This is a genomic window from Roseovarius sp. ZX-A-9, from assembly GCF_028369135.1.
Taxonomy (GTDB): domain Bacteria; phylum Pseudomonadota; class Alphaproteobacteria; order Rhodobacterales; family Rhodobacteraceae; genus Roseovarius.
This window is the reverse complement of sequence record NZ_JAPWHW010000016.1, coordinates 62,603-87,286: the sequence shown is the minus strand read 5'-3', so window position 1 is coordinate 87,286 and position 24,684 is coordinate 62,603. Positions and strand designations below refer to the sequence as shown.

The following is a 24,684-nucleotide window of genomic DNA, read 5'->3' as shown; positions in this document are numbered from 1 at the left end:
GCGCGGATGACATTCCTCTACAAGTTCTGTCGCAACAGATCGGGTCTCGTCGGGCTGGCGATGCTGCTGGTCCTTTCGATCGCAGTGCTGCTTACGCCGATCCTGTCGCCGCACAATCCCTTCCAGTTGAACTTCGGCGCAGCCCTGCGTCCGCCCTCTGCCGAACATTGGTTCGGTACCGACAATTTCGGGCGCGATGTCTTTACCCGGGTGATTGCGGGCGCCGTCTACGATCTGCGGTTGGCCCTGATCTGCGTCTTCGGCCCAGCGGCCATCGGTGTGGTTATCGGACTTGTTGCCGGGTATTTCGGCGGCGCGGTCGACTCGGCTCTCATGCGGCTAACCGATATTGCTTGGGCATTCCCCTTCTACGTGTTGGTCTTGGCCATCGTGGGCGTCCTCGGGCCAAGCGAAACGAACCTCTACATCGCTTTTTTCCTCGTCAACTGGATCGGTTATGCCCGTATCGTGCGCGGCGAGACCTTGGTGACGGCGAGGCTGGAATATGTCGAGGCGGCACGCGTACTGCGCTACAGTCGCCCACGCATCCTCTTTCGGCACATAATGCCCAACACGATCACCCCGGCGCTGGTCTATTCCATGTCAGACGTGGTGCTGACCGTGCAGGCCATCGCGGCGCTGTCGTTCTTCGGTCTCGGGGTGCAGCCGCCCGCGCCGGAATGGGGCCTGCTGATCGTCGAGAGCATCGACTACATGCGGGAAGCGCCTTGGATGACGCTGTTTCCCGGACTCGCCCTGGCCTGGGTCGGCATCGGCTTCTCGCTCGTGGGTGAGGGCTTGTCGACCGCCCTCAAGCCGGAAGGATAAGCCATGCCTCTTTTGTCCGTGCAGAGCCTCAAGACCGAGTTTCACGGCCGCCGCGGTATCGCCCGCGCTGTGGATGACGTCAGCTTCGACATCGAACCTGGCGAGATTTTCGGAATTGTCGGAGAGAGCGGCTGCGGAAAATCGGCTACCTGCCGGTCGATCCTCAAGCTCTTCGGCGGTGCCGATGCGCGCATCGCCGGGGGCAGCATCACGCTGGATGGCGTCGGTGATCTGGTCGCGCTACCCGAGAAGCGGATGGGGGATGTCCGCGGCAGCAAGGTCTCGTTCATCTTTCAGGATCCGCTGACCGCGCTGAACCCGACTATGCGTGTCGGGCGGCAGATCGCGGAAATCGTGATGCGCCACTCCAAGGCCAGCCGGAAGGAGGCCGGGCAGCGCGCCCTGGAGCTCTTGCGGGACGTCAAGGTGACCTCGCCCGAGCGACGCCTTATGGCCTATCCACACGAACTGTCGGGTGGATTGCGCCAGCGCGTCGTCATCGCCATGGCGCTGGCGCTGCAGCCGCCGCTCATCATCGCCGACGAGCCCACGACCGCGCTGGACGTGACCGTGCAAGATCAGATTCTGCGCCTGCTTCTTGAGCGCCGCGACCGTACCGGCACGGCGATCATTCTCGTGACCCATGATCTTGGGGTGGTCGCCGAGGTCTGCGACCGCGTGGCGGTGATGTACGGCGGCCAGATCGTCGAAACTGGCTCTACCGACCAAGTGCTGCAGGGTGCGGCCCATCCCTACACCCGCGCGCTCTTGGCGGCACTTCCCTCAGCGGCAATGCGGGGGCGGAGCCTGACGCCTATCGAAGGGATCCCGCCCAGCCTGATTGCGCCACCGCCGGGATGCCGCTTTGCCCCTCGCTGTGCCCATGCGCATGACGCGTGCCGGGCCGCCCGCCCGGCGCTTGCGCCGCGCGAGGGCAGCACGCCTGGTCATCTCGATGCCTGCATATTGGAGCGAGGAACATGAGCATTCTGGAAGCCAGGTCTGTTTCGCGCAGTTTCGTCTCCCGCCGCGGGTTGCTCGATCTTGTCATGCGTCGCCCGCCACTGGCGCTGAAGGCGGTGCGCGGCGTCGACCTCTCGGTGCAACGCGGCGAGACCCTCGGGATCGTGGGCGAAAGCGGCTGCGGCAAGAGTACGCTCGCACGCCTTATGGTCGGCCTGTATCCCTGCACCGAGGGCGATGTCGCTCTGAAAGGCGCGTCCATGCAGGGCCCTGACCCCGAAGGGCGGATTCAGATGGTTTTTCAGGATCCCTACTCGTCGCTGAATCCGCGCATGACGATCGGCGCACTTCTGTCTGAGGCAATCACTCGGTACCGCCCGAAAACGACCCGTGCCGACTGCGCGCGCGAGGTGGCCGCGGGCCTGCAAAAGGTTGGTCTTCCCGCAGATGTGGCCGAGAAGTATCCCTACGCGCTCTCGGGCGGCCAGCGCCAGCGCGCCTCCATCGCGCGCGCCCTTTGCCCAAGGCCCGAGATACTCGTTGCAGACGAGCCCGTCTCGGCGCTGGATGCGTCAGTTCAGGCGAATATCATCAACCTCTTCGAACAATTGAAAAAGAACGACGGCATCACCATCGTCTTCATCTCGCATGACATGCAGGTGATCGCGCATCTGTGCGACCGGGTGGCGGTGATGTATCTGGGCGAGGTTGTGGAATTGCAGGAGACCGCGTCGCTCTTTGAAGCGCCCCTGCACCCCTACACCAAGGGCCTCATCGCCGCCGTACCGCGTATTGACCGAACGCAACGCGAGCGCATGCCGATGGATGGCGAGATGCCCGACCCTTTCAACTTGCCCGACGGATGCCGCTTTGCCGGGCGTTGCCCTTTGGCAGAAGAGAAGTGCAACCAGCCGCAAGTGTTGCGCGCTGTGAGAGGTGGCATGGTGCGATGCTGGAAGGCACCAATAGAATGACCAGGAGAAGTGGAAACCCGATGTTTTTTGAGCAGACAGAGATTTGGCAACACGTGGGAACACGGCTCGTGGATGAGTTCGAGAGCCGCTATGGTGAGGACGGCCTGACGCGAGACAGGTTCGGCTTGGTCTTGGTCGAGGAGGCGCCGGGGGGAGCACGCGGATTTGCCCATCGCGGCGATTGGCGCTGCTACCCGTGCAGCTTGGTCAAGGCGTTTCACCTCGTCCACACGCTGCACGCTTTGGAGAAAGGCCAGCTCCAACCACATGCCGAACTGGACCGCGCGCTGCATGACATGATCGCATGGTCTTCCAATACTGCGACCAATTACGTCATCGACCTTGTGACCGGAACAACGGGCAACACGCTACTGGATGATGCGGATCTGGCTGCGTGGATCGACCGACGCGAGGCGCTGAACCGATTTTTCAGCGGTCTTGAATGGTCGGAATTCCAAGCGTGCAACATCACGCAAAAGTTGATGGACGACACGCGATACGGACGCGAGGCGCAATATGCGGGCGCTGAGGGCGAGAATCTGAACGCCCTCACCCCCCTCGCTTCGGCGCGGCTCTTTTACGAGATTTTTGCGGGCGACATCCCCCTTGGACCTGCCGCGCGCGAGCGTGCTCAAAACACCCTCAGTCGCGAGCGCGTAGGGGCCAAGTCCGAAAGCCTGCACTATCAGGTTGACGACTTCCTTGGTGGCGGCACTCCCAAGGATGTGGCAATCTGGAGCAAGGCCGGCAAAAATTCCTGGACCGGGGATCCGCGTGCCTCCTACTTCAAGCACGACCTCATCCGTATTGCCATGCCAGAGGGAAACCCGCTGATCGCGGCCTTGATGACGCAAGGGAAGACTGTATGCGAGGATAAGCCGGATGTTTTCCCCGAGCTTGGTAAGTTGATATTCGATACGGTCCTCGCACAGGTGCAGCAAGGCTGAAACGTGGATGAAATCGGTCGCAGCGGGGGGGGTGGTTTTAGGTTTTTGCGACCGGTTGCCGCAGAGATGGCAATGTCAGTGAGCAGCCCCCTCTGAGCGGGCCAATTTGAAAGTTGGTGCATGATTGGCCGCTGGTCGATCGGAACGATTGCCTCTGGCGCAGGTGGGCTATCCGATGTTCTTGTGGTCAGCTTTGCGCGATTGCACTTTCAGTCGAATGGAAAGATTTCGCTGGCAGCGAGAGTGTCCGGTTTCAACCATATCGCAATCCACGTCAGATAACCTGGCAGTGACATGGTATGCCATGTTTTTTGAATGTATGGTCTTCATGAGGCTGCGAGAATCAGCCTAGGGTGCAACTTATGAGTGCCGGTTGCTTTGGAAACGAAGGTCGGGTCGGTATGTCAGTACGGAACCAGTAGAGGAAAGCTTCATGTATTCATTGGCCAAAGCCGCAATTGCGGGTTGCGCGGTTTTCCTTTCACTGCAGATGGCTCACGCCGGGGACTTGCCCAAGGCGAACCGCTATTTGTCGGCGACCGACCAGCATCGCGCCATCGTTGATTGCAAATATGAGCTTGGCTCGCCGGGCTGGGCAAAGATGGAAGTGGTCTATGTCGCCTACCCGTGGGGGGGCGACAGCGTCTTTCGGATCCTTCCCGACCGGAACGTAAGTGCCGCGGATGCCGCATGGATCAATGAATGTGCCGACAAGAAGCTGGGCCGCGAAAGCCGCCCGGCGGCTGCGACGCCACAGCAAGAGGCGCGCGGAAGGTGCCCGAAACACGCGCCGGTTCTTTACGGCGGCGCGCGTTATTGCGTCGGTAACTAAGGCCGTATTGTAGCGCAATCTGAGCGCTATTTACCCCGGATCACTTCGGAAAAATTGGCCCCTTTTGCGGCTGCCTGCGCGCGCGGCGTGATCAGGGCGGCGGTGCGGCGATCCGCCAGCGAACCGTTGCCGGCCAGAAGACCAAGCTCTTCGATAAACTCGGGCAGACGGCCGGACATGACGAGCCGCCAGTCAAGCGGCAGGTCCGGGTTGACGGCTGTGGCGAGCTGGTAAACCACCGTCGTGCAGTTTGCCGTCAGCGTGTTGTAGAATTCTGGGCGTTCTTCCAGCCGCTGGGCCAGCGCCACATAGGCCATGAAGAATTTGCGCCGCTGTTCGGGCGTCAGATCGATGGCATAGAGGCTGACCTGTTCGCCGCGGTGATTGGTGCGCAGTTTGACGATGTCGCGTTCGGTGGCGGCAATCAGCACCAGTTCGAACTGGTGAAAGAATCCACCGATCTCGTTGAAGACTTCGCCCGCCTCGCGCCGGATCTCGACCGAGAAGACGACATGTTCGGCATCCTCAAAGCCGAAGCTGACCAGCACATGTGCGATATCGGGGTTGTCCCAGACGGATGTCAGCATGTCGACGCTCTGTAGCGTCTGCAAATCGTAGGTGCCGCTGGTCCAGCGTTCCTGGGCGCTGTCCTTGGTGATCCATTCGAAATCGCGGATGTCGCTGAGGGTGACGGTATCGCCGGACACCTCTGCCTTGACGCCGCGCTGCACGTCGATGGCCCAGTCCCGGTCGGCGCGCGGCACGATCGTCTGGTACCAGCCCGCCACCGCCAGTGCCGTGATCGCCAGCACCACCCATCCCAGTGGCCGCGCGCGCCATCGCGCGAAAATCGCCGCGATCAGTGCGACAGCCAGCGTCAGCAGGACGACCACGCGGGCCGTGCCCTCCAGGTGAATCCAAAGGGCGGTTGCGGCCCATGCCGCGCCGGAACACAGCAGCAGCCAGAACAGGATGGATCCGGCGATGCGGCGTTTCCGGGGCATGTCAGCTGTCCTGAATGAGGAATGGGGGCCGCGGCTCAGCTCTGTTTCATGCCGAGCACGTCGAGCATATCATATTCGCCCGGCTCCCGTCCCTGACCCCAGAGAGCCGCCTTGAGCGCGCCGCGCGCGAAGACGGCGCGGTCAGAGGCCACATGGCGCAGGATGATCCGTTCCCCGGCGGCGGCAAACATCACGTCATGTTCGCCCACGATATCGCCGCCGCGAATGGCGGAAAACCCGATATCACCGCGGCGGCGTTTGCCGGTGATCCCGTCGCGGCCACGGTCCGACGTGGCGTCGAGTGATACGCCGCGCCCCTCGGCGGCGGCTTCGCCCAGCATCAGGGCGGTGCCGGAAGGTGCGTCGACTTTCTGGTTGTGGTGCGCCTCGATGATTTCGATGTCGTAGTCTTCGTCGAGCGCGGCGGCGACCTGACGGGTGAGTTGCGTCAGCAGGTTCACCCCGAGGCTCATGTTGCCGGCCCGCACGATCACCGCATGGCGCGCGGCGGCCTTGAGGCGGGTCAGATCGGACGTGTCGAGCCCGGTGGTGCCGATCACATGCACGGCGCGCGCCTGTGCGGCGAGGTCGGCAAAGGCGACCGTGGCGGAGGGGGTGGTGAAATCCACGATGGCCTGCGCACGCGCGAACGCCTCCAGCGGGTCATCGGTGACGGTGATGCCATTTTCGCCGCCACCCATGGCGCGGCCCAGATCCTGCCCGATCCAGTCATGGCCGGGGCGTTCCAGCGCGGCAATGAGATGCGCGCGCGGGCTGTCCTGAATGGTGCGGATCAGCATCTGACCCATGCGGCCCGATGCGCCGGTCACGACAATGCCTGGTCCCTGGGACATGATGCGCTCTCCTTGTGTTGGTCCGCCCTACTTAGCGTGTGACGTGGCCGACAGACAATCACCGACTTCGCAGTGCTTTGGTGCGGGTTTCGCTGATCGAGCGGCTGCGCCGTGCTGGCTGGTTTTTTGCGATGTGGGGTGCTGCCGCTCAAACTCCCGGGGATATTTTCGGCCAGAAGATGCGTCATGGCGCGCAAGGCTGGTTGAAGGTGTGGTGATGGTCGCTTGGCAAAACCTGTCGGACCGCTTAAATGCAGAATATGGCAAAGAACAAGTTTCATGATGGGCCCGGTCCGTCGCAGCGGCAATTGCGGGTGGGCGAGCTGATTCGACGCGCGCTGTCGGATGTGCTGGCGCGCGGCGATGTCCACGACCCCGATCTCAACCGCCTGTCGGTGACGGTGGGGGAGGTTCGCATGTCGGCCGATCTGAAGATCGCGACCGCCTATGTGCTGCCGCTGGGCGGCAAGGGGCAGGACGAGATCGTCGAGCTGCTGGCGCGCAACAAGGGCGAGCTGCGCCATGTCATCGGCAAGAAGCTGGCGCTGAAATATGCGCCTGACCTTCGGTTCCGGCTGGATACCACGTTTGACCAGATGGATGAGACGCGCCGTTTGTTTGCGCAGGAGACTGTGCGGCGCGACCTGGACGAATGAGCGCGCTGCGCGGGATCTGGCTGGCCTTGGTGCTGGCCGCGGGCCCGCTGGCGGCGGCGGATTGCCGAGATTTGATTTTCGATGGAGCGGGTTACGCGATCTGCGAGGTGGATATGACCACCGAGGATCTGCGGCTGTTTCTGAATGACGGCGCGGGCGTGCCGCTGGGCAGTTTTGGTAATGTCGACGCGCAGCTGGAATCCGAGGGCCTGCGGCTGGGGTTCGCGATGAATGCCGGCATGTACCACCCGGACCGTAGCCCGGTGGGGTATTATGCGGAAGGCGGCGAGGCGCGCTCGAAAGTGATCACCAGCGCCGGGCCGGGGAATTTCGGCCTGTTGCCCAACGGGGTGTTCTGCATTGGTGATGGGCGGGCCGAGGTGATCGAGACGCTGCGTTTCACGCGTGACGCGCCGGATTGCAACTATGCCAGTCAATCGGGGCCGATGCTGGTGATCGACGGTGAGCTGCACCCGCGTTTCCTGGCAAAGAGTGACAGCCTGTATATTCGCAATGGTGTCGGCACTTCGGCGGATGGCAAGCGCGCGGTTTTCGCGATTTCGCAGAGCCCGGTGAATTTTCATGCGTTCGCGCGGCTGTTTCGCGATCATCTGGGGCTGCCCCAGGCGCTTTATTTCGATGGCAATATCTCGCGGCTCCATGCCCCTGACCTGGGGCGTATAGATGCGGGTTTCCCGATGGGTCCGATTGTCGGCACGGTCGTACCGCGCTAGCGCGATTGACAGGATTGCCTGCGTAAGATAGCTCGCCACCCTCTGTCACAGGGCGAAAGGGCGGCATGATGGCACGCAAACGCAAAGGTCGCGACATTTCCGGCTGGTTGTTGGTGGACAAGCCCGCCGGCCCGACATCGACCGCTGTGGTGAACAAGGTGCGCTGGGCGTTGCAGGCGAAAAAGGCGGGCCATGCGGGCACGCTTGATCCCGATGCAACCGGCGTGTTGGCCGTGGCGCTGGGCGAGGCGACCAAGACCGTGCCATTCGTCACCGATGCGCTGAAAGCCTACCGCTTTGCCGTGCGGTTCGGACAGGCCACCAATACCGACGATGCCGAGGGTGAGGTGATCGCGAAGAGCGACGCGCGGCCGACGGATGACGAGATCAAGGAGGCGCTGAGCCCCTTTGTCGGCGATATCATGCAGGTGCCGCCCAAGTTCTCGGCGGTCAAGATCGACGGTCAACGCGCCTACAAGCTGGCCCGTGACGGCGAGGAGGTCGAGATTGCCGCCCGGCCGCTCTGGGTCGAGGAACTGTTGCTGATAGACCGCCCCGATGCCGATACCGCCGTGCTGGAGATGACCTGTGGCAAGGGTGGCTATGTGCGCGCCATTGCGCGCGATCTGGGTGCTGCGCTGGGCTGTTACGGGCATGTGACGTGGCTGCGGCGTCTGTGGTCCGGGCCTTTCGACGTCGAGGATGGCATCACGCTGGCAGAAATAGAGGCGCTGGCGCAGGATCCGGCGCTGGACGCGCATCTGATGCCACTGGAAATCGGGCTGAGCGAGTTGCCCGAGCTGCGCTGCACGCCCGAGGGGGCCGCGAAGCTGCGCAACGGCAATCCCGGCATGGTGCATCCGGGCGACGCCGAATATGGCGACGAATGCTGGGCATCGCTGGACGGGCAGGCCGTGGCCGTGGGGATCTACAAGGCCGGTTCGCTGCATCCCAGCCGGGTCTTTGCGGCACCACGGGATGACTCCCAGGCCTGAGCGCCGGGTCCGGCCCGCTTGCATCGCGGGGTAAGGGGCGGCAAAAGCAAGCCATGATCGAGCGCACACATCTCAAGGGCGACGCCCAGTCGACGGCGACATATTCGCCCTGCGAGCGGTATCGCTACCAGTTGACCCGTATCTGGCAAGAGGATGGGCGGCGCGCGCTTTTCATCATGCTGAACCCGTCAACCGCGACCGAGCTACAGAATGATCCCACCGTGGAGCGCTGCGAACGGCGCGCGCGGGCGTTGGGGCTTGGCGGGTTCCGTGTGACCAATATCTTTGCCTGGCGCGACACTGACCCGCGCCTGATGCGCGCTGCCACCGATCCGGTCGGGCCGGACAATGACGCGGCCATCGCCGAGGGCTGTATCTGGGCCGATCAGATCATCGCCGGATGGGGCACTCATGGCGCACATCTGGAGCGCGGCCCGCAGGTGGCGGCATTGCTGCAGGGCACCGGGCGCGCGGTGTATCATCTGGGCCTGACCAAGGCGGGCCACCCGCGGCATCCGCTTTACATCAGCTATAGCCAGCAGCCGCAGCTCTGGATGCCGGGCGATTAACCAATAGATCACGACTCGTTTGACCGGCGCGGGGGGGCTGGCGGCACACTTGGCTCGGGTAAGTGTGAGTAGGTGCTATGCTGCTATTGGCGGGTCTTTTGGATATGATGGCAGTCGGGTCGATGGCCTTTCTCGGCATGTCCGAGGAAGAAGACGCCGACACGGAAGAGGTGGAAACCGCCGAAGACGGTGTACCATCAGAGGCGGAGGATATGGCCGCTGCAAGCGGGCAGAGTATCCTCGACATTGCCACTGCGGTTGATGGCGAAAACGTGCCGGATACGGCGTTGGAATCGGGTGAAGGCGCCGAGGTCGATGATCCTGACCCTGCCGATCCGGAGGATGCCTCGGGGCAGGACGTGCCATCCGGTCAGAGGATCACGATGGGCGGTGCCGGTGATGATGTCATGCCGGGGACCGATGCCGCCGATTGGCAGAACGGGTATGGCGGTGATGATCTGATCAGCGGCGGCGACGGCAACGATGCGCTTTATGGCGGGTCGGGTCAGGACAGTCTGGCTGGTGACGCGGGCGATGACAGCCTGCATGGGGGCGACGGGCAGGATCAGCTTCTGGGCGGTGCAGGTGATGATACGCTGCATGGCAACGGTGATCTGCTGGTGGGCCAAGACGGTGACGATACGCTGTTCGGCGGCGCCGGTGCGGATGCGCTGCATGGCGGGCTGGGCGATGATGTGCTGACCGGTGGCGCGGGGCAGGATACGCTGTTTGGTGGATGGGGTGATGATACGATCATCGGGCTGGCAGATGATCCCGACACCGACGAATGGGAGGATGCCAGCGGGGCGGATTACCTGAACGGTGGTGGCGGCGCCGACATGATCGTCGCGGGCGCAGACGATATCGTGACGACTGGCGAAGGTGCCGATACGGTCGCCATCGGCGCCTGGGCCACGGCGGAGCATCAGCCCGAGGTTCTGGATTTCTCGCTGGCCGAGGATACGCTGATGATCATCTTTGACGATCTGGAGGATTTCGAACCGGAAGTGGGAATCGAATCGGACGCTGATACGCCCGGCCTGAAGCATGTCCTGCTGAATGGTACGCCCGTCGCGGCGGTGCATAATGCGCCCGGTCTGACACTGGCGCATGTGACCCTGATGGGGCAGAGCGTGCTGGACTGGCCAGGTGCTGCGGCCTGATCTGATTTCCGCTTTTCTTCGAGGGGTAACTGGCCTATACGCGCCAGATCGTCGGGCCTTTTGCGCGGCGTATACTCCAAGGACCCTGCTGGACGACATCCCGGCTTGTGCCCAGAACCCTTGACATGAAGGAGACCCCGATGTCGATCACTGCCGAAGAAAAAGCACGGATCATGAAAGAATTCGCAACCAAGGAAGGCGACACCGGTTCGCCCGAAGTTCAGGTTGCCATTCTGACCTCGCGAATCACCACGCTGACAGAGCATTTCAAGACCCACAAGAAGGACAACCACGGTCGTCGTGGACTTCTGAAGATGGTCGCCCTGCGCCGGAAACTGCTGGATTACACCAAATCCAAGGATGAAGCGCGTTATCAGGACCTGATCAAGCGTCTGGGTATCCGCCGCTAAGCTGCGGGATATCACTGAATTTTCAAACGCCCGTTCTGAACAGAGCGGGCGTTTTCGTATCTGACCAAGCGATGTAACGGGGGCAAACCTGCCTTCACTGCTCGTGCGCTGCGTCAGTACCGCCAGGGGTTCGTTCCATGCCACTTGCATCGCTCCTACAGGTGGCCGCCATGGTCTTTGTCGCCACCAGCCTTGTGGTGTTCGGCGATACGGCGGGCAAGCTGCTGACCGGGGGCGGGGCCAGCCCGGTCTTTGTTGCGTGGTCGCGCTTTGCGCTGGGGGCGGTGCTGTTGTTACCGTTCAGCGGGCTGAAACGGGCGGAGCTGGTGCATTTTCTGGACTGGAAGGTGGTACTGCGGGCGCTTTTCATCGTTGGCGGGATCTGCTGCATCCTCACCGCCCTGCGGACTGAACCGATCGCGGATGTGTTCGGTGCGTTTTTCATCGGGCCGGTGGTGTCTTATCTGCTGGCGGTGGTGTTTTTGGGCGAGCGGATATCGCCGCTGCGCACGGTGCTGCTGCTGTTGGGGTTTGCGGGCGTCATGCTGGTGGTCAAGCCGGGCTTTGGCGCGACGCCGGGGATCGCGCTGGCGCTGTTGGCGGGGTGTTTTTACGGGGCTTACCTGACGATGACGCGGGCCGTGGCCGGGCATTACCGGCCCCGGTTTCTGCTGGTTTCGCAACTGATCATCGGCGCGGCGGTGTTGACGCCCCTTGGTGCGACGGCGACCTGGTCCGAGGCCGGGTGGCCCGCCGCGGGGCTGGTGCTGTTGAGCGCCTTGGGGTCGGCCGCGGGCAACTACATCCTGGTGTTTGCGAACCGCATTGCCAGTGCGACGGTGATTGCGCCGCTGATCTATTCGCAGTTGATCGCAGCGACAGCCGTGGGGGTGCTGGTCTTTGGTGACTGGCCCGATGCGGTGGCGCTGACCGGGTTGTGCGTGATTGCCGCGTCCGGTTTCGGCACGCTGCTGGCAGTCAGGCAGGCGGTGCGGCGCTGACTTCACCGCAGAGCGGTGTGGCGAGGAAAGCTCGCTGCGCGGTTATGTCCCCGCCCTGACCGAGCGCCAGAAGCAGTTTCGCATAGGCCGCTTCCACCGTCATGTCATGCCCGTCCACGACGCCGTGGCGCGAGAGGATCGCGCCCGCCGCATAGATCCCAAGCGCAATGCCGCCTTCGGGGCATTGACTGACGGCGATGATCGGGATGGCGCGATCCATTGCGGTGCGCAGCGCCTGTTCCATTGCTGGCGTGTTCGGCACGGTGCCTGATCCGAAGCAGCGCAGCACGATCCCGTCACATTGGGCGGCCGCGTGCGACAGCACGGTGCCCGACCCGCCGGGTGCGACGGGCAGCACGGCACAATCGCGGCATGGGTATTCATGGCGGATCAGCGCCGCACCGGGGCGCAGGGGTGGTGCATTGGTTGGCTCGGCAGCAAAAGCGTCGAAGGAATGCGAATGCGTCTTCCGCAGGCGCGCGCCGTGCATCAGCCGCCCGGCAAACTGGACTTGAACGCCGGGAGCCGCCGTGCCGAGGGCTGTCAGCGCGTCGTCAAGATTGCGGTGCCCGTCGCTGCCCGGCTCGGTCAGTGGCAGCATGGAGCCGGTCAGGATCACCGGCTTGTTCAGCCCCTCCAACGCAAAGGTGAGGGCGGCGGCGCAATAGGCCAGCGTATCGGTGCCGTGGGTGATCAGGAATCCGTCGTATTTCTCGTGCTGCTCGGCAATGGCGGCGGTGATCCGGTTCCAGTCGCGCGGCGTGGCATTGGCGCTGTCGATCAGCGGATCAAGGCGCAGCAGCTTGAGGCTGAGCCCGGCATGCGCGCTGGCCAGCAGGCGGGCCATTTCGTCCTCGACCACGCCATCGCGGGGGGCAAAACCGTGATCGGTGCGAGTCATTCCGATGGTGCCGCCGGTGTGGATCAACAGGATGCGTTTGCTGCTCATGGTTTTTCATACGCCGGATCCTGCGGCGTTGGCCAGTACGGTACGGCAACACTGACAGGCCGGTTGGTCTTGCTAACAGCATCGCCGCTTTCCAAAGGCTCAAAACTCCTGTATTGCCCCCGCATCTGAGACGTGATGCCTTTGATCCCGGGCGCATGAGACATTGATTGGGGTCGGCGGCAATGGGGCCGCCATTGAAACGGAGGACCGGGCAGGGGCCCGGAGTGCCTCCAGACAGGAAACGATAGATGTTCAACGAAGTTAAAAAATCAATCGAGTGGGGCGAAGAAACGCTGACACTCGAAACGGGGAAGGTTGCCCGTCAGGCAGACGGTTCCGTTATTGCCACGCTGGGCGAAACCAGCGTCATGGCCAACGTGACCTTTGCCAAACAACCAAAGCCGGGCCTGGATTTCTTCCCGCTGACGGTTCACTACCAAGAGAAATACTATGCTGCGGGCAAGGTGCCTGGTGGCTTCTTCAAGCGCGAGGCGCGCCCGACGGAAAAAGAGACGCTGACCGCGCGTCTGATCGACCGTCCGATCCGCCCGCTGTTCGTACCCGGGTTCAAGCACGAGACACTGGTGATGTGCACCGTGCTCAGCCACGATCTGGTCAACGATCCCGACATGGTTGCGATGATCGCGGCATCTGCCGCGCTGACAATCTCGGGCGCACCGTTCCGCGGCCCGATCGCGGCGTGCCGCGTCGGTTACGAGGGTGGCGAGTACATCCTGAACCCGACCGTCGACGACATGCACGAGCTGAAGAACAACCCCGAGCAGCGGCTTGACCTGGTTGTTGCAGGCACCAAAGACGCCGTGATGATGGTGGAATCCGAAGCTTACGAGCTGAACGAGGACGAAATGCTGGGCGCGGTCACATTCGCGCACGAGCAGATCCAGCCGGTGATCGACCTGATCATCGATCTGGCCGAATCGGCGGCGAAAGAGCCGTTCGACTTCACGCCGCCGGATTACTCTGAGCTGTACGAAGCCGTGAAAGCGGTTGGCGAAGAGAAGGTGCGCGCGGCCTACGCAATCACCGACAAGCAGGAACGCACGACAGCCGTTGCTGACGCCAAGACGGCGATCAAGGAAGCGTTGACCGAAGAGCAGCTTGAAGATCCGAACCTCGGCGCGGCTCTGAAGAAGCTCGAAGCGACCGTTCTGCGTGGCGACGTGGTGAAAACGGGCAAGCGGATTGATGGCCGTCCATTGGACAAGGTGCGCGATATCGTTTGCGAAACCGGCCTGCTGCCCCGGACCCACGGTTCGGCGCTGTTCACACGCGGTGAAACGCAGGGTCTGGTCGTGACCACGCTGGGCACCGGTGATGATGAGCAATTCATCGACGCGCTGCATGGCAACTTCAAATCCAACTTCCTGTTGCACTACAACTTCCCTCCCTATTCGGTTGGTGAAGCGGGTCGCGTGGGCCCTCCGGGTCGCCGCGAAATCGGTCACGGCAAGCTGGCTTGGCGGGCATTGCAGGCGGTTCTGCCGGCTGCGACAGATTTCCCGTACACCATCCGTCTGGTCAGTGAGATCACCGAATCCAACGGCTCGTCTTCGATGGCGTCGGTCTGCGGTGCATCTCTGTCGATGATGGATGCGGGCGTGCCGCTGAAAACGGCTGTTGCCGGTGTGGCAATGGGTCTGATCCTGGAAGATGATGGCGAATTCGCGATCCTGACCGACATTCTGGGCGACGAGGATCACCTCGGCGACATGGATTTCAAGGTTGCGGGCACCGAGAACGGCATCACTTCGCTGCAGATGGATATCAAGGTCGCGGGTATCACGCCCGAGATCATGAAACAGGCACTGGAACAGGCCAAGGCTGGCCGGATGCACATCCTGGGCGAGATGAACAAGGCGCTGACCGGCGCGCAAGACTTCTCGATCCACGCACCCCGTATCGAGACGATGCAGATCCCCACGGACAAAATCCGTGAGGTCATCGGATCGGGTGGCAAGGTCATCCGCGAGATCGTCGAAGTGTCGGGCGCCAAGGTCGATATCAACGACGAAGGCATCATCAAGATCGCGTCGCCCAATGGCGATTCGATCAAGAAAGCCTATGACATGATCCACTCGATCGTGGCCGAGCCGGAAGAAGGCAAGGTCTATACGGGGACCGTGGTGAAGATCGTCGATTTCGGCGCTTTCGTGAACTTCTTTGGCAAGCGCGACGGCCTGGTGCACGTGTCCCAGATCGAAAACCGTCGCCTGAACCATCCTTCAGACGTTCTGAAGGAAGGCCAGGAAGTGAAGGTCAAACTGCTGGGCTTCGATGATCGCGGCAAGGTCCGTCTGTCGATGAAAGTGGTCGATCAGGAAACTGGCGAAGAAATCTCGGCGGAGAAATCCGACGACTGAGCGAAACTTTTCGCCAAGTGATCAGGGGCCCCGGTGGAAACGCCGGGGCCTTTTTGCTTTTCCGGGGGTGGATGAGGGCGTTGTGATTTGGCCCAACGGGGTGCTGGCAGCTCTTGATTTTTTCATGGCAGGAATGGTTTTTTACCCCTGCGCGCACAAGTCGCACTGCTTTCCATTGTATTCCGACTGTTCCCAGGTATTTTTCGCACAGGTAAAGAACGCGTTTCGTTCCGAAACTGAGTCGGACCACGCGGTAAAAAGTGGCAAAGCCTAAGACTATTCCAGGTGTTTCGCGCTTGATCCGTGGCCCGACCTGCTCGCGAAACGCTCTAGCGAAAGAGTCGATTTTGAACACTGTAGATGAAAAACTCCAATCCATCCTTGCGACCGTTGTGCACCGCAATGCGGGTGAGCCTGAATTCCATCAGGCTGCGCGCGAAGTGCTTGAGAGCCTGGGGCGTGTCATTGCCAGAAACCCGGAATACTCGGCAGATGCGCTGATCGAGCGGATCTGCGAGCCCGAGCGGCAGATCATTTTTCGCGTCCCGTGGATTGATGACAACAACGAGGTGCAAATCAACCGTGGCTTCCGGGTGCAGTTCAACTCGGCGCTTGGCCCCTACAAGGGGGGTATCCGGTTTCACCCCTCGGTGAATGTCGGGATTATCAAGTTCCTGGGGTTTGAGCAGACGTTCAAGAACGCGCTGACGGGCATGCCCATCGGCGGCGGCAAAGGTGGGTCGGATTTCGATCCCAAGGGGCGTTCTGATCGCGAAATCATGCGCTTCTGCCAGTCCTTCATGATCGAGCTGCATCGCCATATTGGGGAATATGTCGACGTTCCCGCCGGTGATATCGGCGTCGGCGCGCGCGAGATCGGCTATATGTTCGGGATGTACAAACGCCTCAACAATCGTTTCGAGGCGGGCGTGTTGACCGGCAAGGGCTTGGTCTATGGCGGCTCTCGGGCGCGCAAAGAGGCGACGGGCTTTGGCACCGTGTTTTTCGTGCGCTCGATGCTGGCGCTGAAAGGCACCGATTTCGATGGCAAGCGTTGCGTGGTGTCGGGGTCGGGGAACGTGGCGATCTACGCGATGGAAAAGGTGTTGTCGCTTGGTGGCAAAGTGATCGCCTGTTCGGATTCAGGTGGATATGTCGTCGACGAGAACGGCATTGATCTGGATCTGATCAAGCAGATCAAAGAGGTCAAGCGTGGCCGCATCTCTGAATATGTCGCCCTGAAAGGGGATGGGTGCAGCTATGTCAAAGCTGGGTCGATCTGGGACGTCCCCTGTGACATTGCCTTGCCCTGCGCAACCCAGAACGAATTGCACGGTGGCGATGCCAAGACCTTGATCGAGAACGGCGTGATCGCCGTGGCCGAGGGGGCAAACATGCCCTGCACGCCTGAAGCGGTACAGATGTTCAAACAGGCGGGAACCCTGTTTGCGCCGGGCAAGGCAGCCAATGCTGGCGGTGTCGCGACATCGGCGCTGGAAATGCAGCAGAATGCCAGCCGTGACAGCTGGAGCTTTGCCAAGACCGAAAGCCGGTTGGAAGAAATCATGATCAACATCCACGACGCCTGCAACGAGACGGCCGAGGAGTATGGCGCGCCGGGGGATTACGTTCTTGGCGCGAATATCGCAGGCTTCGTGCGTGTCGCGGAAGCGATGCGGGCAATGGGGGTGATTTGACGCATCAGACCGGCAATGCCGTAGTCTTGCACACGGTGCGCAAGGCAAAGCTTGACTGCATCTTGGCGACGCCTGGCAGGCGCGCCAGATGCTGACGGTGGATGCGGGCGAAATCTTCGGTGTCTTCGGCGACGACCTTGATGATGTAGTCGGCGGTGCCTGCGGTCAGATGGCATTCCAGCACGTCGGGGATGCGGGCTACGGCCTTTTCGAACGCCTCCAGCACGTCTTCGGCCTGCGTGGACAGCGTGATTTCGACGAACACGGTCGCGGGCACGTTCATCTTGCGGGCATCCAGCAGCGCCACATATCCGGCGATGTAGCCTTCGGCCTCAAGCCGGTGCACGCGGCGGTGGCAGGCGCTGGCCGAAAGGTTCACCTTTTCCGCCAGATCGGCATTCGAAATGCGGCCCTGTCGCTGCAGGACTGTCAGAATGCGGCGATCGGTCGAGTCTATGGACATGGTGTGCAAGCCTTTGCTGCAATACTGGCTGATCTGCGAAGAATATTCGAAGAACCCCCCGAAAGGCGAGAGGTTTTTCGCATCCCTTTGCGCGCCGCCTGCGGCATTCTGTTTATAATCAGGAGGAGGAATACATATGAAGATCGGATGCCCAACCGAGGTCAAGCCGCAGGAATACCGCGTCGGCATGACACCGAACGCGGCGCGCGAGGCGGTCAGTCGTGGCCATGACGTAATCATCCAGGCGGGGGCCGGGGATGGTGCGGGCTTTACCGACGATGATTACACTGCCGCCGGGGCTACGATCAGCACCAGCGCAGAGGAGATCTTTGCCAGTGCTGACATGATCGTGAAGGTCAAGGAACCGCAGCCGGGCGAACGCAAGATGCTGCGCGAAGGTCAGTTGCTCTTTACCTATCTGCATCTTGCGCCGGACCCGGCCCAAACCCGCGATCTGCTGGACAGCGGCTGTACCGCCATCGCCTACGAGACGGTCACGGACAATCGCGGCGGTCTGCCGCTCCTGGCGCCGATGTCCGAAGTCGCCGGGCGTCTGGCCCCCCAGAGCGGGGCGTGGGCGCTGCAAAAGGCCAATGGCGGCAGTGGCGTCCTGATGGGCGGCGTGCCGGGCGTGCGTCCGGCCAATGTGGCGATCATCGGTGGCGGGGTTGTCGGCACCGCCGCGGCCCGTGTTGCCGTGGGGATGGGGGCGAATGTCACCGTGCTGGACCGGTCGGTGCCGCGCCTGTCATATCTTGACGACGTGTTCATGGGCCGCCTGACGACGCAATATTCCGACAAGGGCGCCATCGAGGAACTGCTGGGCCGTATGGACATGGTGATCGGGGCCGTTCTGGTCCCCGGGGCGGCAGCGCCAAGGCTGATCAGCCGCGCGCAACTGGGCCAGATGCGGCCCGGCTCCGTGCTGGTGGATGTGGCGATTGACCAGGGCGGCTGTTTCGAGACGTCCAAGGCGACGACCCACCAGGACCCGATCTACGAGGTCGGCGGGATCATCCACTATTGCGTGGCCAACATGCCGGGAGCTGTTGCGCGCACTTCGACCATCGCGCTGGGCAATGCGACGATGCCGTTCATGCTGGCGCTGGCGGACAAGGGCTGGAAAAAGGCCTGTGCGGATGACCCCAACTTGCTGAACGGGCTGAACGTACACGCCGGGCAACTGACCTACGCGGCGGTCGGCGAGGCGTTGGGGATCGACACGGTCGCACCACAGAGCCTTTTGGGCGGCTGAACCGGAACTGGCGGGCCGGACCACCGGCCCGCTACTTCGGGTAACCGGCCAAGCAGTCTCTGTTATTGCACTTGTGCGTGTCGCGCTTTCATTGCTGCACGCACAACTCGCGCAAGCGACGCCCATCACGGTCGGCGCGTGCATCCACCTTGTCAAAGCCTTCGAGGTCTGTTGCGTAGGTCGGCGTCGCGCGCCCATCGCCAAACACCGCCCGATATGTGAGCGTCGCATCAGGTTGGCTGGCAGCATCATATAAACGCTCGAAGAGCTTCCCAAACTTTTCCTCGCTGAACATCCCCAGAAATCTGATTCCGACTTCGAAGTAATCTGCACCAAGTGGGGTTTCGAAGTCCGTCACCGACGACCTCATAGGAACGGACGCGAAGGGCTCGCCATTCAACTCAAGCTGAATTTCTGCCTCAACATCTCCGCGGATGATATCGATGATCTTGGGCATTGGGTTGGCCGGGTCGGTAGACACGATATGGGGGAATTCAAGAAACAGGTCTGTGATAGGTGCTGACCGGCGCGGCGTCGCAGGGTCATGGCCAAGCGTGGTAAAGCGGACCGCGTTGTGTGACCTCTCCGACGTGTGCTCATATTTTGTCTTGGTTCCCGTACCGGGAGTGACCTCACGCGTCTTTGACGAGTGAAAGGCAGTGTGGGCGGCTCCGCCCATCCATACCATGCTTTGCGCGCGCCAGTTGCCTCGCGAATTTGATTGCATGGCGAAGCCCTGTTCGCAGCTCTGACCGGCTTCGGCACCCATGGCGGCACCGAGGCTGCGCACAACTTCGCTCAAATAGATTTGAAACCTCGCGTCTGACACCTGCCTAAGGTTGATGCGCTGTCCTACCTTTCCTGTTTCGAGTACTTTCAAAGCCGCCCTGTAAAGACTGCGGCGGGACTTGACCTCGGTCTCGCTAGAAGGATCAGGGAGCAGAAGCGACCATTTCCCATCTTCGGCCATGTTTATGGGCACGTATTCAAACGAGCCGTCGCTCGGCCCTTTCAGCCATTCAGGGTCGTCGGCTTCCCGATGGTTGATCAGGATAATGGTTCGCCCCCCCAGGAGGCGGGTTTCATGATAGCTTTCTATAGCGCGAAACTCGACGTTACTGAGATTCTGCCGCGCCGCGACCCAAGCGTTGCCGTTGATCTTGATGATAGCAACATAACCACCGAACGACGTTCTCCGGATATCGGCAGCAAACGCCTTGCCAGAATAGAGATCGGCAAGTGGCCTCATCTGCTCGGCGGTAAAGACGTTCTCCGAACTGGTGAAAGGCTTGGAGTTTGGCAAGCAGCCCGCCAAGACGCAGCCAAGGAGCAAAGCGCCGAGACATCTGCCGACACAGCGCAGACGAGCGTTGAGGTGCTGAAAAAGCGCTGATTTCTTGGGAAGCAGCACCAGACCTACGTTAAATGGAATCACGACCGACCCTCCCCTAGCCCCGAGAACAATACACCAGAGGATCGCTACTTTAGCGGGCTGGTGAAAATATTCTCGGCGTGTTTTGGGCGAAGCTGACATTGGTTCACACAGGGAGAAAGCCCAGTTGTCCCAAAGAGCCGCCCACTCAAGACTCTTGGGAGGGTGCCCACATTGGTGGGGCCGGACCGGGGGTGCCATATTCAATTCCGCTTGAGGCGCGTGCGTGGCCCCGCTAGACCCAAGCGGCAAAGGAGCCGCGCCATGAGCCTCAACACATTCGGACATCTCTTTCGTGTCACCACCTGGGGCGAAAGCCACGGGCCCGCGTTGGGGGCGACTGTGGATGGTTGCCCGCCCGGCGTGACGGTGGACGAGGCGATGTTGCAGCACTGGCTGGAAAGGCGGCGGCCCGGCCAGAACAAGAACATGACCCAGCGCAACGAGCCGGATGCCGTGCGCATCCTGTCGGGTGTGTTCGAAGGGCAGACAACCGGCACGCCCATTCAGCTGATGATCGAGAACACTGATCAGCGCAGCCGCGATTACGGCGATATCGCCAACACGTTCCGGCCCGGCCATGCGGATATCACCTATCACCAGAAATACGGGCTGCGCGACTATCGCGGCGGGGGGCGCAGTTCGGCGCGTGAAACGGCAGCGCGGGTCGCGGCGGGCGGGATTGCGCGCGCGGTGCTGGGCGTGCTGGCGCCAAAGGTAGAGATCAAGGGCTACATGACCCGCATGGGCGAGATGGTGCTGGACCGCGAGCGGTTTGACTGGGATGCGATCGATACCAACGATTTCTGGCTGCCCGACGCCAAGGCCGCGCCGGACTGGGAGAAGTATCTGCAAAAGCTGCGCAAGGAACACGACTCGGTTGGTGCCGTGGTCGAAGTGGTGGCGCGCGGCGTGCCTGCGGGCCTTGGTGCGCCGGTCTATGCCAAGCTCGATACCGATCTGGCGGCGGCCTGCATGTCGATCAACGCGGTCAAGGGCGTGGAGATCGGCGAAGGCATGGCGGCGGCAGAGTTGAAGGGCACCGAGAACGCGGACGAGATTTTCATGGGGCCGGACGGGCCGGAATACAGCAGCAACCATGCGGGCGGCATCCTGGGCGGGATATCCACCGGGCAGGACGTGGTGGTGCGCTTCGCGGTCAAGCCGACCTCGTCGATCCTGAGCCCGCGCAAGTCGATCCGGATGGACGGCAGCGCGACCGAGGTGATCACCAAGGGCCGCCACGATCCCTGCGTCGGTATCCGCGCGGTGCCGGTGGGCGAGGCCATGATGGCCTGCGTGATCCTGGACCACCTGTTGCTGCATCGCGGCCAGGTGGGCGATGGCCCACGCGGGCGCATCGGCTGAGCGGCGTAGAACTTTCAGAGAATTCCAGCGCGCGCCCAGCCGGGTCGGGTCAATCAGCGGTCATGGCGGCGGTCATGTAGATCAGGGTCGGGCCATCGGCCTTGAAGGCGGCTGTCACCGCCCTTTTTAGCTCCGAGTGGGATTTGGGTGCTTCGGCATATGCGCCATAGGCCTTGGCCAGTGCGCAGAAATCGGGGTTATGGGCGATCACCGAATTGGGCGCGATCTGCGCGCGCACCATGCTGTCCTCGATCTCTTTCAGCTTGCCATTGTCCCACAGCAGGATCGGCAGGGGCTGGCCCAGTTCCACGGCGGTGCCCAGTTCCTGCACCGTGTACTGGAACCCGTAATCCCCGGCGATGATCACCGTGGGCAGGCCGGGCCGGGCCGTAGCCCCGCCGATCCCGGCAGGCAGGGCATAGCCCAGCGTGCCAAAGCCGTAGGGGTGGTGCCAGTGGCCGGGGCGGGCCATGTCCCACACTTCCTTGCCGGTATAGGCAAACTGGGTCATGTCCGAGAAATACATCGTGTCCTCGGGCATCACCTCGCGCAGTACGTCGCAGATGGGCGCGATGCCGGGGCGTTCGGAATCTGATTCGGCGCGCCAGCGGGCGCGGGCGGCCTTGACCTCTTTCGCGGTCCAGCTTGTCCGGGCTACGTGCCCTTCGAGTGCGGCAGCAAGCCCGGTGAAGAAGGAAACGCTGTTCATCAGCAGTTTGCCCCCGCCGCTCTGTTGAGCGAGCATTTCGGGGTCGATGTCGACGCGGATGAAGTCACCGACATGGCCCAGCTCGGCGCGCCACAGGTCGATTTCGGACAGCTCGGTGCCCACGGCAATCACCAGGTCGGCACCGGCAATGACGCTCTCGCTCTCGGGGCGGCCAAGATAGGCACCGAAATGCAGCGGGTCGTCCAGCCCGGCGATGCCGCGCCCGGCATAGGTGGTAAAGCTGGCCGCTTGCAACTGTGCCAGCACCTTGCGCGTGGTGTCGGGATTGCCGACCGCGCCGCCGCCGAGCACGAATAGCGGGCGTTTGGCCGCTGCGATCTGTGCCGCGATGTTCGGGGGCAGCGATTGTTCGGCAAGGGTGACGGGTTCGGGGGCCGGGTCCGATGCCGGGGGCGCATTGCCTTCGAGCAGGGCGATGGGCACCTGGATATGCTTGGACCGCTTTCGAACGCTCTGGAATTCGGCCAGTGCGCGGTCGATGAGCGCGTAGGCCGCATCGGCGGAGTGAGCCGTTGCCGACCAGTCGCAGACTGTCCCGCCGGCGATCTCCTGATCCAGCATCTGGTGCAACTGGCCGCGGGTCGCGGCTGTCTCGTCAAGGCATGAGGAGATGGCCAGTACCGACACGCTGTCGGAATAGGCCTGCCCCAGCGGTGTCATCGTATTGCACAGGCCGGGGCCGGTGATCACGTAGCACACGCCGGGCCGTCCGCTGGCGCGGGCATAGCCATCGGCCATGAACCCTGCGCCCTGTTCGTGCCGGGCGAGGATATGGCGGATGCCGGCCTCTTCGATGCCGCGGTACATTTCCTGGTTATGCACACCAGGGATGCCAAAGATCGTGTCAACGCCGCGCGATTTCAGCATGTGCGAGATTTGCGCCCCCAAAGGGCGGGTTTGAACAGGTGCAGTCATCAGGACCTCCAGAAGTTGATGGTGAAGATAGCATAAACCGCGAGCAGTTCTAGCCGACCGATCAGCATGCTGGCGCTCAGAATCCATTTGGCGGTATCGTTGAGCGGGGCGAAATTGCCCGCCGGTCCGATGGTATCACCCAATCCCGGCCCGATATTGGCCAGCGCGGTCGCGGCGCCAGAGATCGACGTGATGAAGTCGAGCCCTGTAAAGGCCAGCAACACCGAGATGACCCCGAGCGAGACGACGAAAAAGACAAAGAACGACATCACCGAATTCAGCACTTCGTCATCCACCGGACGCCCGGCATAGCGCGGTGTGAATATGCCGTGCGGGGATCGGATGCGGCTCATCTGGACGCGAATCGAGGCAAAAAGCAGTTGGTAGCGGAACACCTTGATCGAGCATGCGGTCGAACCGGCGCAGCCGCCGATCAAGCCGGTAAAGAAGATAACGGCGATGGGCAGCGGACCCCATGTCATGTAATTTTCGCTGGCAAAGCCGGTTCCGGTCATGATCGAGATGGTGTTGAACAGGACCTCGCGAAAGACGCGTTCGCTGGGGTCCCCGGCCTGAACGAAACGCCACAATGTCAGGCCCATGACGATCACGAAGATGGTCATCAAAAAGGCCCGGACCTGCGGGTCAGTCAGCAGCGGGCGGGCCGTGCCTGTTGTCATCTGCACGAAGCGCACGAATGGCAGGGCTGCCAGGGCCATGAAGACGGATGCGACATACTCACTGGCCGGGTTGAGCGCGCCGAATGATGAATCGTAATTCGACATGCCCCCGGTCGCGATGGTGGTCATCGCGTGTACGGTAGCGTCAAAGACGTGCATGCCGGACCACAGATATGCCGCAACGCACAGCATCGTCAGCGCAAGGTAAATGACCGAGATGCGAGATGCGATTTCGCCTGCGCGCGGCAGGATCTTGCCAAAGGTGTCAAAGGCTTCGGCCTTGAAGATCTGCATGCCGCCGACCCGCAGTTCCGGCAGGAACACCATCGCGACGATAATGATCCCGATCCCGCCCAGCCACTGCATGATTCCGCGCCACAGCAGCAAGCCCCGAGGCAGGGTGTCCAGACCGCTTATCACGCTGGCGCCGGTGGTGGTGAGGCCCGACATGGCTTCGAAAAAAGCATCTACGAAGCGCAGTTCGCTCTCGCCCAGCATGAAGGGAAGCGCACCAAAGAGCGGCAGCACGACCCAGACGCCGGTGGTCAGAAGGAAGGTCTGCTGAATGGTCAGCCCGGATTGCACGCCGTTGCGGCAGGTCAGCGCCACGAGGCCGCCTGTCAGCACGGTCAGGATCGAGGACTCGGCAAAGACGGTCCATTCACCGCGCTGTTCGGCGATGTCGAGCACCAGCGGGAACACCATCGCCAGCCCCAGCGCCATGACCGTCAGGCCGATAACATATCCCACCGGGCGCAAATCCATCATGCGCCGCAGCGTTGGATGCCTGCCAGTCCGGTGTCAACCCGGATCGGCTACGCAAAGATGATGCGAATCATCTGGACAAGAAATACATTTCGTATACATTCTGTGTACGATTGGTG

At 62.1% G+C, this 24,684-nt stretch carries 23 protein-coding genes; 16 read left to right on the top strand and 7 right to left on the bottom strand.

Annotated features, from left to right (window positions below; genetic code table 11):
• Window positions 1–6 precede the first annotated feature (6 nt).
• The 5 genes from O3306_RS15665 (at window position 7) to O3306_RS15645 (ending at window position 4,544) form a co-directional block, all read left to right on the top strand.
• Complete coding sequence (locus O3306_RS15665; RefSeq protein WP_272009019.1) at window positions 7–828, top strand: ABC transporter permease; 822 nt, start codon at window positions 7–9, stop codon at window positions 826–828.
• Window positions 829–831: 3 nt separating this feature from the next.
• Complete coding sequence (locus tag O3306_RS15660) at window positions 832–1,812, top strand: ABC transporter ATP-binding protein (protein ID WP_272009017.1); 981 nt, start codon at window positions 832–834, stop codon at window positions 1,810–1,812.
• The gene (locus O3306_RS15655; protein WP_272009015.1) at window positions 1,809–2,765 is read left to right on the top strand and encodes an oligopeptide/dipeptide ABC transporter ATP-binding protein; all 957 of its coding nucleotides are present in this window, start codon (window positions 1,809–1,811) and stop codon (window positions 2,763–2,765) included. Before O3306_RS15660 ends, O3306_RS15655 begins: the two co-directional genes overlap by 4 nt.
• 53 nt (window positions 2,766–2,818) lie before the next feature.
• Window positions 2,819–3,712, top strand: coding sequence for a serine hydrolase (locus O3306_RS15650; RefSeq protein WP_272009013.1), 894 nt, complete (start codon window positions 2,819–2,821; stop codon window positions 3,710–3,712).
• A 433-nt stretch (window positions 3,713–4,145) separates the two neighbouring features.
• Window positions 4,146–4,544 carry a hypothetical protein gene (locus O3306_RS15645; RefSeq protein ID WP_272009011.1) on the top strand — a complete coding sequence of 133 codons (399 nt, stop codon included), beginning with the start codon at window positions 4,146–4,148 and terminating at the stop codon, window positions 4,542–4,544.
• Window positions 4,545–4,570: 26 nt separating this feature from the next.
• On the opposite strand, the gene O3306_RS15640 is transcribed toward O3306_RS15645, so the two are convergent.
• Window positions 4,571–5,548, bottom strand: coding sequence for an Lnb N-terminal periplasmic domain-containing protein (locus O3306_RS15640; RefSeq protein WP_272009009.1), 978 nt, complete (start codon window positions 5,546–5,548; stop codon window positions 4,571–4,573).
• A gap of 35 nt (window positions 5,549–5,583) precedes the next feature.
• Entirely contained in the window at window positions 5,584–6,402 is an 819-nt protein-coding gene (gene dapB, locus O3306_RS15635) for a 4-hydroxy-tetrahydrodipicolinate reductase (RefSeq protein WP_272009007.1), read from the bottom strand.
• A 260-nt stretch (window positions 6,403–6,662) separates the two neighbouring features.
• Here dapB and rbfA point away from each other — a divergent pair, with 260 nt between their 5' ends.
• The 7 genes from rbfA (at window position 6,663) to O3306_RS15600 (ending at window position 11,930) form a co-directional block, all read left to right on the top strand.
• Window positions 6,663–7,058, top strand: a complete 396-nt coding sequence (rbfA, locus tag O3306_RS15630; RefSeq protein ID WP_272009006.1) for a 30S ribosome-binding factor RbfA — start codon at window positions 6,663–6,665, stop codon at window positions 7,056–7,058.
• Entirely contained in the window at window positions 7,055–7,792 is a 738-nt protein-coding gene (locus O3306_RS15625) for a phosphodiester glycosidase family protein (protein WP_272009004.1), read from the top strand. Before rbfA ends, O3306_RS15625 begins: the two co-directional genes overlap by 4 nt.
• Window positions 7,793–7,860: 68 nt before the next feature.
• A complete protein-coding gene (gene truB, locus O3306_RS15620) occupies window positions 7,861–8,787 on the top strand; it encodes a tRNA pseudouridine(55) synthase TruB (protein WP_272009002.1) in 927 nt (308 codons plus the stop codon).
• A 53-nt stretch (window positions 8,788–8,840) separates the two neighbouring features.
• Entirely contained in the window at window positions 8,841–9,356 is a 516-nt protein-coding gene (locus tag O3306_RS15615; protein ID WP_272009000.1) for a DUF1643 domain-containing protein, read from the top strand.
• Window positions 9,357–9,460: 104 nt separating this feature from the next.
• The gene (locus O3306_RS15610; RefSeq protein WP_272009087.1) at window positions 9,461–10,519 is read left to right on the top strand and encodes a calcium-binding protein; all 1,059 of its coding nucleotides are present in this window, start codon (window positions 9,461–9,463) and stop codon (window positions 10,517–10,519) included.
• Window positions 10,520–10,659: 140 nt separating this feature from the next.
• Window positions 10,660–10,929 carry a 30S ribosomal protein S15 gene (rpsO, locus tag O3306_RS15605; RefSeq protein WP_272008998.1) on the top strand — a complete coding sequence of 90 codons (270 nt, stop codon included), beginning with the start codon at window positions 10,660–10,662 and terminating at the stop codon, window positions 10,927–10,929.
• 137 nt (window positions 10,930–11,066) lie between these two features.
• The gene (locus O3306_RS15600; protein ID WP_272008996.1) at window positions 11,067–11,930 is read left to right on the top strand and encodes a DMT family transporter; all 864 of its coding nucleotides are present in this window, start codon (window positions 11,067–11,069) and stop codon (window positions 11,928–11,930) included.
• Here O3306_RS15600 and O3306_RS15595 read toward each other — a convergent pair.
• A complete protein-coding gene (locus O3306_RS15595; RefSeq protein WP_272008994.1) occupies window positions 11,908–12,879 on the bottom strand; it encodes an asparaginase in 972 nt (323 codons plus the stop codon). The two genes, O3306_RS15600 and O3306_RS15595, sit on opposite strands and share 23 nt — an antisense overlap.
• A 248-nt stretch (window positions 12,880–13,127) precedes the next feature.
• Here O3306_RS15595 and pnp point away from each other — a divergent pair, with 248 nt between their 5' ends.
• Both pnp and gdhA read left to right on the top strand, forming a co-directional pair.
• Window positions 13,128–15,260 (top strand): polyribonucleotide nucleotidyltransferase, encoded by a 2,133-nt coding sequence (gene pnp / locus O3306_RS15590; RefSeq protein ID WP_272008991.1) that lies wholly within the window; start codon window positions 13,128–13,130, stop codon window positions 15,258–15,260.
• A 347-nt stretch (window positions 15,261–15,607) separates the two neighbouring features.
• On the top strand, window positions 15,608–16,957 hold the full coding sequence (gene gdhA / locus O3306_RS15585; protein ID WP_272008989.1) for an NADP-specific glutamate dehydrogenase: 1,350 nt from the start codon (window positions 15,608–15,610) through the stop codon (window positions 16,955–16,957).
• A 4-nt stretch (window positions 16,958–16,961) separates the two neighbouring features.
• Here the strand turns inward: gdhA and O3306_RS15580 are convergent, their stop codons facing one another.
• On the bottom strand, window positions 16,962–17,420 hold the full coding sequence (locus O3306_RS15580; RefSeq protein ID WP_272008987.1) for an Lrp/AsnC family transcriptional regulator: 459 nt from the start codon (window positions 17,418–17,420) through the stop codon (window positions 16,962–16,964).
• A 136-nt stretch (window positions 17,421–17,556) separates the two neighbouring features.
• Here O3306_RS15580 and ald point away from each other — a divergent pair, with 136 nt between their 5' ends.
• A complete protein-coding gene (ald, locus tag O3306_RS15575) occupies window positions 17,557–18,675 on the top strand; it encodes an alanine dehydrogenase (protein ID WP_272008985.1) in 1,119 nt (372 codons plus the stop codon).
• 88 nt (window positions 18,676–18,763) lie between these two features.
• On the opposite strand, the gene O3306_RS15570 is transcribed toward ald, so the two are convergent.
• Window positions 18,764–20,110 (bottom strand): hypothetical protein, encoded by a 1,347-nt coding sequence (locus O3306_RS15570; RefSeq protein WP_272008983.1) that lies wholly within the window; start codon window positions 20,108–20,110, stop codon window positions 18,764–18,766.
• A 261-nt stretch (window positions 20,111–20,371) separates the two neighbouring features.
• On the opposite strand from O3306_RS15570, the gene aroC reads away from it, so the two are divergent.
• Entirely contained in the window at window positions 20,372–21,475 is a 1,104-nt protein-coding gene (aroC, locus tag O3306_RS15565) for a chorismate synthase (RefSeq protein ID WP_272008981.1), read from the top strand.
• A 49-nt stretch (window positions 21,476–21,524) separates the two neighbouring features.
• Here aroC and O3306_RS15560 read toward each other — a convergent pair whose 3' ends face one another.
• Together O3306_RS15560 and O3306_RS15555 are read right to left on the bottom strand one after the other, a co-directional pair.
• On the bottom strand, window positions 21,525–23,120 hold the full coding sequence (locus O3306_RS15560; protein WP_272008979.1) for a thiamine pyrophosphate-binding protein: 1,596 nt from the start codon (window positions 23,118–23,120) through the stop codon (window positions 21,525–21,527).
• Complete coding sequence (locus O3306_RS15555; RefSeq protein ID WP_272008977.1) at window positions 23,120–24,568, bottom strand: TrkH family potassium uptake protein; 1,449 nt, start codon at window positions 24,566–24,568, stop codon at window positions 23,120–23,122. Before O3306_RS15555 ends, O3306_RS15560 begins: the two co-directional genes overlap by 1 nt.
• Between the last annotated feature and the right edge of the window lie 116 nt (window positions 24,569–24,684).